At 24.1% G+C, this 13072-nt stretch carries 14 protein-coding genes; 3 read left to right on the top strand and 11 right to left on the bottom strand.

Going from position 1 to position 13072, the window contains the following annotated elements; all coding sequences use genetic code 11:
- Position 1: 1 nt before the first annotated feature.
- From C7380_RS02470 to C7380_RS02430, 9 genes are all read right to left on the bottom strand, one after another.
- Positions 2-664 (bottom strand): MotE family protein, encoded by a 663-nt coding sequence (locus C7380_RS02470; protein WP_109603898.1) that lies wholly within the window; start codon positions 662-664, stop codon positions 2-4.
- 100 nt (positions 665-764) lie between these two features.
- Entirely contained in the window at positions 765-1454 is a 690-nt protein-coding gene (locus C7380_RS02465) for a 16S rRNA (uracil(1498)-N(3))-methyltransferase (RefSeq protein WP_109603897.1), read from the bottom strand.
- Positions 1454-2728: a serine--tRNA ligase gene (gene serS, locus C7380_RS02460; RefSeq protein WP_109603896.1), complete on the bottom strand. Its 1275-nt coding sequence runs from the start codon at positions 2726-2728 to the stop codon at positions 1454-1456. Before serS ends, C7380_RS02465 begins: the two co-directional genes overlap by 1 nt.
- 15 nt (positions 2729-2743) lie before the next feature.
- Complete coding sequence (gene lptC / locus C7380_RS02455) at positions 2744-3373, bottom strand: LPS export ABC transporter periplasmic protein LptC (protein ID WP_109603895.1); 630 nt, start codon at positions 3371-3373, stop codon at positions 2744-2746.
- Positions 3363-4142, bottom strand: a complete 780-nt coding sequence (locus C7380_RS02450) for a patatin-like phospholipase family protein (protein ID WP_109603894.1) — start codon at positions 4140-4142, stop codon at positions 3363-3365. The genes lptC and C7380_RS02450 overlap by 11 nt, the downstream gene beginning before the upstream one ends.
- Positions 4139-4921 carry a patatin-like phospholipase family protein gene (locus tag C7380_RS02445; RefSeq protein ID WP_109603893.1) on the bottom strand — a complete coding sequence of 261 codons (783 nt, stop codon included), beginning with the start codon at positions 4919-4921 and terminating at the stop codon, positions 4139-4141. Before C7380_RS02445 ends, C7380_RS02450 begins: the two co-directional genes overlap by 4 nt.
- Positions 4922-4930: 9 nt before the next feature.
- On the bottom strand, positions 4931-6982 hold the full coding sequence (locus C7380_RS02440; RefSeq protein WP_109603892.1) for a coiled-coil domain-containing protein: 2052 nt from the start codon (positions 6980-6982) through the stop codon (positions 4931-4933).
- 13 nt (positions 6983-6995) lie between these two features.
- On the bottom strand, positions 6996-8645 hold the full coding sequence (locus tag C7380_RS02435; RefSeq protein ID WP_158274754.1) for a PEGA domain-containing protein: 1650 nt from the start codon (positions 8643-8645) through the stop codon (positions 6996-6998).
- Entirely contained in the window at positions 8635-9075 is a 441-nt protein-coding gene (locus tag C7380_RS02430) for a MarR family winged helix-turn-helix transcriptional regulator (RefSeq protein ID WP_109603890.1), read from the bottom strand. Before C7380_RS02430 ends, C7380_RS02435 begins: the two co-directional genes overlap by 11 nt.
- A gap of 75 nt (positions 9076-9150) precedes the next feature.
- Between C7380_RS02430 and C7380_RS02425 the strand changes: the two genes are divergently transcribed.
- The 3 genes from C7380_RS02425 to C7380_RS02415 are packed head-to-tail and all read left to right on the top strand — an operon-like array spanning position 9151 to position 11478.
- Complete coding sequence (locus C7380_RS02425; RefSeq protein WP_109603889.1) at positions 9151-9636, top strand: hypothetical protein; 486 nt, start codon at positions 9151-9153, stop codon at positions 9634-9636.
- Positions 9637-9654: 18 nt separating this feature from the next.
- On the top strand, positions 9655-10101 hold the full coding sequence (locus tag C7380_RS02420) for an early set domain-containing protein (RefSeq protein WP_109603888.1): 447 nt from the start codon (positions 9655-9657) through the stop codon (positions 10099-10101).
- Positions 10102-10116: 15 nt separating this feature from the next.
- Positions 10117-11478, top strand: a complete 1362-nt coding sequence (locus C7380_RS02415) for an MATE family efflux transporter (protein ID WP_206050492.1) — start codon at positions 10117-10119, stop codon at positions 11476-11478.
- A gap of 63 nt (positions 11479-11541) precedes the next feature.
- Here C7380_RS02415 and purN read toward each other — a convergent pair whose 3' ends face one another.
- Positions 11542-12102 carry a phosphoribosylglycinamide formyltransferase gene (gene purN, locus C7380_RS02410; RefSeq protein WP_109603887.1) on the bottom strand — a complete coding sequence of 187 codons (561 nt, stop codon included), beginning with the start codon at positions 12100-12102 and terminating at the stop codon, positions 11542-11544.
- Positions 12103-12105: 3 nt separating this feature from the next.
- A complete protein-coding gene (purM, locus tag C7380_RS02405) occupies positions 12106-13068 on the bottom strand; it encodes a phosphoribosylformylglycinamidine cyclo-ligase (RefSeq protein ID WP_109603886.1) in 963 nt (320 codons plus the stop codon).
- Positions 13069-13072: the final 4 nt, after the last annotated feature.

Here is a 13072-nt window from a genome sequence, read left to right as displayed (position 1 = left end):
CTTATTCACCCCTTTTTTCACCAAGTGTTGCTATTATTTTAGCTGCTTTTTCAGGGTTGACTTGAGCTATTGCTTGAAGTATTTCTGCAACTACTCCAGAGTCCATAGTATAAAAGGAATCAACTATTAGTTGTACACTGACTTCATCTCTTATGAGAGCATTGGCTATTTCTTGTGGAGTTGATGAACTTAACCATGCCGATAATTTATTTATTCTTGAATTATAATCATTGAATTCATCTAATTGTTTTTGAAAGTCTTGTTGATTTTTTTCTAATTCAAGTTTTTGTTTCGTTAATTCTTCTGTTTGTATTGATATATCATTCATTAATTTATTTAATTCTTCTTTTTTTGCTTCTAATTGAAGATTTTGATCTTCCATATATTTTATTCTTTGTTCTATGATATCTTTTTGATTCGCAATTGGATTGCCTATTTCTAAATATTCATACTTAATCATATCATTTACAACTGGTATGTTTTTTGTTATATAAGCTAAATATCCTCTCCAATCATTTTTTAAACTTAAGTTAAAGTATGATATTCTATTGAATTCAAAAACTATATAGCCTACACTTAAAAGAAAAAACGCTATTAATAATCCTATTATTAAAAAAATCGTAATTCCTTTTGATTTATTTTTCTTCTTTTTTTTATCAGCCATCTTCATCCTCCTTACAATATATTTTTCTATAATATTAAAAGTTTATCCTAATATATTATTTTTTTATTTATAATTAAAAAAGGTGCAAAAAAATTGCACCTTATAAAAGTCTTTTATATTTATAATTTATTATGCTTAACACATAAAATATCGATGTCTCGAATCTAAATATTGTTTTTCCAAGGTTTATTATCGGAATATTTGATTTATTTAGTATTTTTTTTTCATTATCCGAAAAACCCATATCCGGACCAAATAATAAATTTATTTCTTGAATATCATTTTTTAGATTTTCTTCCATTGAATAGTTTTCAGAAAAATCAAATGCAATGGTATTATCATTTAATACTATTTCTTTAAAATTTATAATGTTTATATCTGGTATTTTAGATAAATAAGATTGTTTTGCCGCTTGTATAGCTGTTTTTTTTATTTTATCTTCATTTTTATAATTTATGGTAGATTTTTCACCTTTATATATATTTATAGTATTTATTCTCATTTCAACAGCTTTTTCTATTAATAGGTTCATTCTATCTACTTTACTTATTCCAAAATATAAATTAATATTAGGTTTGAAATTTAGTTTTTGCTCTTTTATTTCATTTATTTTTAAAATAGTATTTTTTGAGGAAATTTTTTTTATAATACATTTATAGATTTTACCATCATTTATAAATGCATCTAATTGTTCATTTTCCTTTTTTCTCATTATCTTTAAATGAGCAGTTTCTTGTTTATCCAATATTATTTCATCATTTTCTTTTTTTCCAAAAAATAAATTTGGCATTAACCTATATACTCCAAACCATTCATATAAGGTTTTAATACCTCTGGAATTTTAACCCTTCCATCTTCCATTTGATAATTTTCAAGTACTGCAACCAAAGTTCTTCCAACAGCAAGTCCAGAGCCATTTAATGTATGTAAATATTTTAATTTATTGTCTTTATCTCTAAATCTTATATTCGCTCTTCTCGCTTGAAAATCTTTTGTATTTGAACATGAAGATATTTCTTTATAATTTTGATATGATGGAAGCCATACTTCTATATCATATGTTTTTACTGCCGAAAAACCTAAATCTCCTGTACATAATGATATAACTCTATAAGGTAATTCTAATAGTTGTAATATATTTTCCGCATCTTTTGTTAATTGTTCATGAGCTTTTTCAGATTCTTCTGGATGAACATGCCAAACGAGTTCAACTTTATCAAATTGATGTTGTCTTATCATACCTCTTACATCTCTACCATAACTTCCAGCTTCTCTTCTATAACATGGTGTATAAGCACAATATTTTGCAGGCATTTCATCGAGAGTTAATATATCATCTTTATGCATTCCCACCAAAGTAACTTCAGCTGTTGGAATTAAAAATAAATCATCAGCATCTGTATGATATAAATCATCTTCAAATTTTGGTAATTGACCTGTTCCAGTTATTGTTTCTCTCGTTACAAGATGTGGTGGCATTATTTCTGTATAACCATTTTTTGTATGAGTATCAAGCATAAAATTCGTCAATGCTCTTGACAATTTTGCTATTTGTGATTTTAATATTGTAAACCTTGATCCCGATAATTTACTGGCTCTATCAAAATCCATCATATTTAAGTCTGGACCAATATCCCAATGAGCTTTAGGTTCAAAATTAAATTTTTTAGGCTCTCCCCATTTTCTTAATTCAATATTATCGTTTTCATCTTTTCCTACTTTTACATCATTTGCAGGAATATTAGGAATATAAAGGAGCTTTAAAGAGTATTCTTCATCTATTTTTTTTAGTTCATTATCTAATTCTTTTATTTTTTCAGATATCTTTTTACCATCATCTATTATTTTTTGTGCCTCTTCATTTTTACCTTGTTTTTTTAAATCTGCTACATTTTTTGTATTATTATTTCTTTCTGCTCTATAATCTTGGACTATATTCATTATTTCTCTTCTTTTTTCATCAAGTTTGATCAATTCTTCCAATATTTTTGTATCATTTTTTCTGTTTTCTAATGAATTTTTTACTTCTTCTATATTGTTTCTTACATATTTTATATCTAACATTTTTTTCCTCCCTATTTAGTCTTCTTTTTTGTCTTCTACTTCAAGAGTTAGATTAACTTTAGTAGCTTTCATTTCATTTGTTTTGGTATTAAAAGTTGCTTGTTGTGACTTTAATTCCATTTTTTTCTTTTCATTTAATATGTATACATCACCTTCAAGATATAATACATTTTCTTCTTCTTTATAACTAAATTTTTTTGCTTGAATATTATAATCATTTTTTATTATTTTTACTATATTTTCAGACTCTCCTTGATAGGACTTATTTTTATTATCAAAATTCATAATATCACATTTTATTGTCATTATCTCTTCATCTATTTTAATTTTTGTTTCAACATTGTTTTTTAATTCACCTTTTTCTTCTTTTAAATCAAAAAAAAGTTCTTCTGCGTTTGAATCAAACGTTTCAGAATTTATTTTTATATCTTCAGCTAATAGATTGTCCCATTCTTCATTAATTATATTTATTGTTGCACTGTTTGTTATTATGTTTATATCTTCTTTTTTTATTTTAACATTGTTTCTTAAAACATAATATTTTTCTTTTCCACTTATATCATCAGCGGAAACATTTACAGTAGATGCATAGGTTATTGAAGCAAGAATTAAAATAAACAATATCATTATTTTTTTAATTTTCATTTATTCCCTCCAAGAATTTATAAGCAGCTTTTTTACCATTAAAAAATTCTTTTATATTGTATGGATTTTCTGAAATATTTTCTGGTTCTATTTTATTCTTTGAATTTGTATATATCCTATAATTTTTTATGGATCTTCTATTTGAAATTTTCAAAAGTATTTCTACTCCATTTTTTGGTATTGGAAATTCTATTTTTGACTCATATGATATTATTATATCATCATTTTTTATATCATTTACTGGAATAATAGATAAATATGATGATGGTATATATAATCCTTCATCATGTTCATAATACTGATAATAAGGAGGAACAGAAAGTTCCATAGTTAAAGCTTCATATATATAGGTTTCTTTTGATATTATTTTAAACTGCCTATTTTTTAAATCAAAAACTTCTAATTCTATATTTTCTTTTAAATCTGATATTTTTAAAGTTTTAAAATATGATTTTAAATATTCTTCCAATTCTTTATTATTGTATAAGGAATTATTCCCTCTTCCAAGTTTATAAAGTGATGTTATTTGAGAATATCTACTTTGATATATATCTTTCGATATTATTGAATTTAAAGGATTTTCTTTCTCATAAAGAAAATTTTTTAATTTACCCAAAAAATTTTCTTGGTATAAACTAAAAAATATTCCTATTAGACTTCCTGTTCCAGAAAGATAAAAATCTATTTTATTTTGATTTTCAAGTATTCCTTGTAAAACTCCACTTTCCCAATATAATCCTTCAAAATATCCACCCATAATTATTCTCATAATATTTCACTTCCAAATTTTTCATAAGCTTTTTTATATACATAATCGTATTGTGTAAACTGTTCCCAACTCAATTGTTCATCAAATATATAATATTCATCACTTATAGCTTTTTCCCTTTGATTTATTAATTCTATTTTGAATTCATCAACTGTATTTATATATTCTATTCCATTATCATATTCTTCTTTGAAATCTGGTTGAGATATATCACAAGATATTATATAGTCTGCTCCTTCTTCTTTTAAAACATTTGCAGGAACAGGAGTTATAGATCCTCCATCTACTAAGAGCATACCACCTATTCTTAATGGATAAAAAGCAGCAGGAACATTTGCAGAAGCCATGACTGCATCTATTATAAAACCTTCATTTATTATTATTTCTTCACCAGTTTCTAAATCAAATGTTATTGCATAAAAAGGTATTTTACAATCAGAAAATTTTTTATTATGAAAGATTTCTTTTAATGAATTATATATTATATCATTGGTATTTATTCCAGTTGTAGATATTATTTTAGTGAACATATTTATTTTAGAATTCAATGATTTTGTTATTTTATTTAATTCGGACAAATTATTTTTTAAAACTTGTTCAACTTTATTATAAAGATCCAATTCTGGATCCAAGGCAAAAAGGGCCCCTATTACGGCCCCTGCACTGCATCCTGATATAATATCTATTTTTTGATTTCTCTTTTCTTTTAATAAGTTTATTAAGGCTACGTGGGCTAATCCTCTTATTCCACCGCTTCCCAAAGCTAATCCATACTTCATATTTTCTCCTTAAAGTCCCGAAGATAAGATAAACCAAGTTATAGCTGCTCCAACAGCAACACCAACTATTCCAGTTGTAACAGTAGACCATAAATTAAATGTGTTTGGTTTTTCTAATTCTTCGATTTTCTTCTGTAATTTTTCGATTTCTTGTGTATTTTGTTTTGCGAGTGTTTCTCCAACATAGTTTATATTTTCATCAGAAGAGTTGTTATATTCTTTTTCTTGTATTGAAGTTATATCCCTTTCGATTCTCTCTATTCTTGAATCTCTGGCTATAAATTCTGATGATATTTCATTTCTTAATTCTAATTTCACATCATCTAATGCAGTTTTTAAATTTGTTTGTGAATCTATTTCTTCTAATAAATTATAATATTTTTTTATTAATTCTTCATAACTTTCATTGAGTTTGTTTATTTGTTCTTTATTTATATCAAAGTTACTTATAGATTTCTCAAGGTTTGATAATCTATAATTTAAATCTTGTATATTGTTTTTATTGTTGAAAGAATTTTCATTTATAATTTCATATTTTTGTTCTATACTTCCTATTCTTGTTCCTATTAGTTTTATATCTCCTAATTTTGTTATATCTTCATTCGTAACATTTATTAGATTGGTTATAGAGTTTATTTTGCTATTGAGTTGTTCATAATCTTCTTTATATTTTTTATCTTCTGAATTTATTTTTTGAATTATATCTGAATTTTTCTGTACTTTATTTTCTAAATCTTCGAATCCTTTTGAATATATATCTATTTGTCCTATTTGATCTGAATATATGCTCATGAATCTTTCAAGGCTTGATATTCTTTGGGTTAAATTTTGCATTTGTGGATCATAAGTATTTTCTTCAGATTTGTTTATATCATTTTTTGATATTTGAAACATTAAACTATCTATTTTTTTTCCTTGAAAAATAAGTTCTGATGAAAGATTATCAAATTTTTCATTTGTTTGATTTAATAAGTTTATATAGTATTTTTCTCTTTGATCAAAAGATTCTATATATGATTTATTGTATTTATTTGAGTCTTGTATGCCTTTGATCTCATTTTGAATTTTATTTAAGTCTATTTTTAAAGATTCTATTTCAGCTTTTATTAATTGTGATGAAGGATCTTTATCATCTAATGTTGAATCTATTATTTTATTTTCATATGCTTTTAATTTTGCTTCTATATCATTTAATTTTGAATCATATGAATTTAAGTTTAATGTATTTATATCTTTAATACTATTTTCTATATTTACTATTCTTGAATCCATTTTCATAAGAGTTGATTCTAATGTTGTACTGTAATAACCGATTTCAGAGTTTGCAATGTTTCTTAAAGTTGTTTTTAAAGCATCTATTTCATTATTAAATTTCATATCTACATAGTTTTTTAACTCTTCTCTACTTTTTTGTTCATTAGACATTATTAAAGTATTTAAATATTCTGTATTTTTATCATACTTTTGGTTCAAAAGTTGTACTTGTTTTTCAAAATTTTCCATTTTTTTATTAAATTCCGTCATTTGAACTAATGTTTCTTCACTTATTTTCTGTAATTCTTCTTTTGCAGCTTTTTCGGCAACTTTATTTGTATTTTCAACGATATTTTTATATATAACATTATCTGCTTCAAGGTTTTCCCCTGGGGTTATGACTTTCAATATGTCACTTACTTGTTTCGTAAGTAATTTTACATCTTGATCATAATTTTCTATTCTAAGATCAAAAGTATTTACCATACTTTCAAGATTTTCTATTCTTTCTATAGGTTTAGCTTGTTCTATATAAGCTATTCTATTTTCAAAGTCTACAATTTTATTTCCATATATTCCTTCTAAATAATCTAAAATTTTTGATCCAAAAACAGCTATATCATATTTGGGCATTGTTTCTGAACCATTAAACCTTCCTTGATTATCAAGTGTCATTATTCCATTTTCTATCATTCTTATAACATGTGGATAAGATGGTGATGAAGGTTTTAAATCTTTTATATTTGTTTGAGAAAATACGAAAGAACTTATCACTATCATAAATAAAAATACTATTATTTTTTTCATTTTTTACCTCCAATTAATTTAATGATGTTAAGTCTATATATTGAGGTTCATAAATAAAAATGATTATTTTTTCATTTTTGTATTCTATTTTGTTTGCCCCCATATTTAAATAAAATAATTCTGGTATATTCGTATAATTTTTGTCATTTACTTTTATACCCGTATCGGACTTTATTTTTACAGGTATATCATATTTAAAATTAAAGTTTATATATTTTATTTCATTATCTTTTATATCAACATTAATTATTTCACTCATATTTGCAAAATTAGCTTTTATATTGTATGTTCCAGGATTTACAATTTTATTTATAGCATCTTGAGCATTTACATAATCTCCATTTATATAAAAGGATGTATTTGGATTATTAGAACTTATTATCAACATTGCTTTATCTTCTTTTGTGAATAGATCAGAAGATTCTCCAGGTTTTGCATTTACTATATAATTATTTGAAATTGTTTTTATGCTTACAGGTTGTTCATTTGAAATCAAATTTAAATTAAAAAATGATGGTGATTTTAAAGACTTATTTAACATATTTATATATTCATTTTCTGAACCTACAACATTTATGAAAGATGTTCTTTTTAAGTCTATCATCTTTATATTTTTACCAATTACTGTATTTATATTTTTATCTTTATTTAAAGCTCTGAATGAATGCTTAGAATCATCTATATATATTTTATTTATTCCATTTCCAAAATAAACACCATCTATATTTATTTCATATTCTTTAGCATTTATTATATTTATTTCATTGAACATACTTTCCAATGTAATATAATAAGAATTATAATCTTCCTCTTTTTCAAGATTTATATACATTTGTTTTGTTTTATACCCAAATTTTGAAAGGGTTATTGTATATTTTCCTTTTTTCAACATAGATGAATATGGAGTATTCCCTTTATATTCACCATCTATATAAACTGCAGTTTCAATTGGATTACTTCCTATACTTAAATTTATTCCTTTGTTTAAATTTATAGTCATTTCTCCTTGATTTGAATAATTTTCTATTTTTTCTCTTATATAACCTTCTTTCTCTATATATATATCTTCTATTTTTTCTTTTTCTATTATAATAGGTGTTTCTCCAATATATTCATTTTTATAATAAACTTTTGATTTCTCTGGAGTTGTATTGATTTTTATATATCCCATTTTTAACAATTCATCCGTTATTGTCGTTTTTAAAAATGGTTTTGAATTTAAATTTACTTCAAGAGTATTGTATTCATTCGCCATTATTTTTATAGATTTTACAGTGTAAGGAATATCTATATAATCTTTGTTTTTTAATTCATAATTAATTTTTGTTTGCTGATACTCATATTCAACTGTAAATTGAGGAATATTCAAATTAAATTCTATTCTTGTAAGTGGTATTTGTTGAGCAATTAAATTTTCATATGAATTTTGTTGTAATTGTATATTTTTTTCATAATCAGTAAAACCAGATTTTTTTAGTTTTATATTATAGTTTCCTTCTGGTATTTCTATTATTGTTTGTTCTGATTGTATTGTAGTATTATATACATCATTTATAAAGATGTCTGTCCCTTTTAATCCCTGAATTACTATATTTGCCGAAAATGAAAAAAGAGTTAAAATCATCAAATAAAATATACTTAAAACAGACTTCTTATAGTTCATCACCTTCAACCACCTCATTTAGTGTATTTTTTAGCTTTATCAATTTTTCTATAAAAGTCTCATCTTTTCCCATTTTTTCTATCACTTTTTCCATTAAACTTATTCTGCGTATTATAACTTCATCTATTATTTTTTTCCCCTTTGTTGTTATTTTTACATTATATATTCTTTTATCTTTTGATGATTGTATTTTTTCTATGAGATTTAACGCTTCAAGTCTTTTTATTAATCCAGTTGTTGTTGATTTTGTAACTCCTAAACTTTTACTTATATCACTTAATTTTTTATCTCCCTTAAAATAAAGTATTTGAAGAACATCAAATTGTGCTGTTGATAGTTCTAATTGTTTTAATACTTTTCTTCCTTCTATTTTTATTTTAAAGTTTATTTCTCTCATAATTTTTTCCATTTGCACAGAATTTTCTTTCAATTTTATAATCCTCCTCATTTATGTTATATAATTATACATGATAACATTTTACCATATTTTATTTGGAGGTTCATAATGACAAAAAACATAACGGTTTCTGCAATATTTTCAGTTATAAGTGTTCTATTATTTTCAAGTCAAATGTTCATACCTTTTTTAGGAATGGCTTTTTCTTTTCTTGCTGTAATTCCTCTTTATTTTATATTTAAAATGGCAGGTAAAAGATATTTTTATATGTCTATTATATCTACTTTTGTAATAATATTGTTTTTGAATGATCCTTTTGGATGGATTTTTTACGGTTTAATACTTTTACCAGCGACAGTATCAGTAATAGAGAAAAGAGCTATATTTCAAATTATTTGTTTTTCTTTAATCGAATTAGGTTCTTTATTTTTATATAAAGTATTTTTTGTAGTGGATGGTCGTATTTATGAATTAATGGCTAATCTCTGGTTTTTAATAGGATTAACATTTTATCTGATTCTTCATTTTTCTTATAAAAGAATTTTTAATTTTTCATATTTTCTTTGGAAAAAAAATTATGATAATAATAACTAAAAATTTGGAGGTGTTTTTATGAAAAAATTTTTATTTTTTGCTTTTTTAATATCTTTTTCGATGATATTAGTTTCATGTTCTATTCAAACTTCTGAAGTAAATGAAGTTAATTCGATTGATTCTTCAAAAGGGAATGATTATATCATTGATGAAAATAACTTTTTTTATATTACTTTTGTAATTTCTTCTATACCATCTGAAACAAACGAAAACGATGATATATATATAATGGGAAATTTTAATAATTGGTTCCCAGGAGATGAAAATTATAGAATGACAAAAAATTCTGATGATTCTTATTCTTTAAAAGTTAAAGTTGTTCCCAATAAAGAAATTAAATATAAATATAACTTGGGAACTTTTAACAGTATAGAAAAAGATTTTTTTGGTAATGAAAGATCTAATAGAATTTTTATTCCAAGATTCAATGATGATATAGTAGATGATCAAATAGAAGCTTGGTAATATTTGGAGGAATATATGTCAAAAGATTTAACTAAGGGGAGTATTTTTAAAAATATCTTTTTAATGGCTATTCCAACTATGATAGGATTCAGTGCTCAAATGATATATGACCTTGTTGATTTATATTGGATAGGAAAAATATCATCTCAAGCTATCGCAGGAATAACTATATTTACAACGATTTTTTGGGTTGTTGAGTCTTTAAATGAAATAATAGGTTCTTCTTCAATTTCTTTAATTTCTCAAGCTTTTGGAAGAAAAGATATAAAATCAACTAATATAGCAATAGAGCAAACTATAACTTTTAAATTCTTGATGGCTTTAATCGCTGCTATTATTCTATCCATTTTTTTAAAACCTATAATGTATCTTTTTACAGATATAGAAACGGTTAACATGGGACTTGAATATGGATATATAAGACTTTTCTTTTTACCTATTATGTTTTCTTCTTATTCTGTTAACACTGCTTTAAGATGTATAGGTGATCCAAAAACTCCAATGTTTATAATGATATTTGTCAGTATTTTAAATATTTTTTTAGATCCAATTTTCATGTTTGATAAGACTCCATTTTTATCTATTCCTGGTTTTAATTTGGGCGTTTTCGGTGCTGCCGTTGCAACTATAATTTCTCAGAGTATTGCATTTTTTATAGGTTTTTATTTTTTATTTTCTGGTAAAAGAGGTATAAAACCGTCTTTAAAAGGTCTTTTAAAATTGAATAAGAATGTGGATATTTCTTTGATGACAATAGGTCTACCTAATGGTTTTGAAATATTTCTAAGAAATTTATCTAATACTTTTATTTTAGGTTTTATCTCAGTATTTGGAAATAATGCACTTGCCGCAAATGGAATAGCTGGTAGAATTTTCGGATTTGCATTTATGCCTTTAGTAGGTCTCTCTATGGGAAGTTCAACCATTATAGGTCAATCACTTGGAGCTAATGATGTTAAAAGAGCTGAAGATTCTTCAAAGATGGCAGCTTTTCTTTCTATATCTTTTATGATGATTTTCACAATAATTATTTTATTTTTTTCACAAAATATATTATCTCTTTTTACAGATAATATTGAAGTTATTAAGTTTGGTTCTGATTTTTTAATTTTTGGGTCTATTGGCCTAATATTTTTGGGTTATGGTTTTGGACTGGCAACTGCTTTTTCAGGTTCTGGTTATAATATTCCATTTTTTATTTCCAGTATGATTTCAAGATGGGGAGTTCAATTACCTTTTTTAATTGTATTTATAAAAATTTTAAATTTTGATATAAATTGGGTATGGGCTTCATTTTTATTTGCTGATCTTGCGGAAACAATTGTAAGTGTTTCATTTTATAATAAAGGAAAATGGAAATTAAAAAGAGTTAAGTAAAAATATACCTCCATAACAGATATGTGATTAATAAATAATACAAAATCTGCTTGGAGGCTTTTTTTACATTGTTTTTAATATTTTTTCTATTACTTTTGTATATGTTTCATGCTCTATTTCATGTATTTTATTTTCGAGATATTCTAAATTTTCTTTATAATTTATTTTTATCACTTTTTGTTCTATTATTGTTCCTTCATCTATATTTTCATCTATATAATGTATTGTTATTCCTGTATATTTCACACCATAAGTATAAGCTTTTTGTATTGCATTCATGCCTTTAAAAGCTGGTAATAATGATGGATGAATATTTATTATTTTATTTTTATATTTTTCTATTATTTCTTTTTCTATAATTTTCATATATCCAGCTAAAACTATTAAATCTATGCTTGAATATTTTTCTAAAGTTTTTATTAATAGTTCTTTATATTCATTTTTGTTTATACTTTTTGAGTCTATTATATGTGTTTTTATTTGATATTTTTTTGCTTTTTGTATAACTTGAGCCATAGGATTATTTGTTATAAGACATTCTATTTTTACATTTTTATCTATTTTTTTACATATACTTTCAAAATTACTTCCATTACCAGATGCAAGTATTATTATTTTTTTCATTTTTTAAATCTCCAAAAAAACTTTTTTATTCATATATTTTTCCATTTTTCCTATTATAAAATTAGATATTTTATATTTTTCCAATATTTCTTGTACTTTAGAAATATTTTTTTCTTCTAATATATATATCATTCCAATTCCCATATTAAATACTTTAAACATTTCTTCAAGTTCAACACCAGAATTTTTTATTTTTTTGAATATATTTGGAATTTCCCAATTTAATTTTAAGTTTGCAGTTAGATTCTCTGGTATTATTCTTTCAAGATTTTCTACTATACCTCCACCAGTAATATGAGCTGCGGCTTTTAAATATTTCTTACATTCTAAAGTTTCATTTACATATAATCTGGTTGGATTTATTAAGTCTTCATCTATATCAAGTTTTTTAGAATCTATTAAGCTTCTTATAAGAGAAAATCCATTTGAATGTGGGCCATTTGAATTTAAAGCTAATATTATATCATTTTCTTTTACATTTTCTTTTTTCAATATTTCATCTTCTTCTACTATTCCAGTTATGAAACCTGAAATATCAACTGTTTCATTTTTATACATTCCTGGCAATTCAGCTGTTTCGCCACCTAAGAGTTCACAATTTATACTTTTTAATATTTTATTTAATTCTTTTATAAAATTCATTGCCTCTGTTTCATTTAATTTAGATGTTGAATAATAGTCCATAAAGTATAGGGGTTTTGCACCCATACATACTAAATCATTGGCATTCATTGCGACAAGATCTTGAGCCGCAATATCCCATCTTTTATTTTTTTCAAGTAATAATAATTTTGTTCCTATTCCATCAGAAGATGATATAAGACATGGTTTTTTATAATCTTCTATATGTTTATACAATGGATATATTCCAGCATAAAGACCTATATTTGAACCTATTAGTTCTTTTATTCCATTTATCATTTTATTTGCTTTATTTATGTTAACACCACTATTTTCATAATTCATTTTT

The sequence above is a fragment of the Oceanotoga teriensis genome, assembly GCF_003148465.1.
GTDB classification, from domain to species: Bacteria; Thermotogota; Thermotogae; order Petrotogales; family Petrotogaceae; genus Oceanotoga; species Oceanotoga teriensis.
This window is presented reverse-complemented; position numbering and strand designations above follow the sequence as displayed.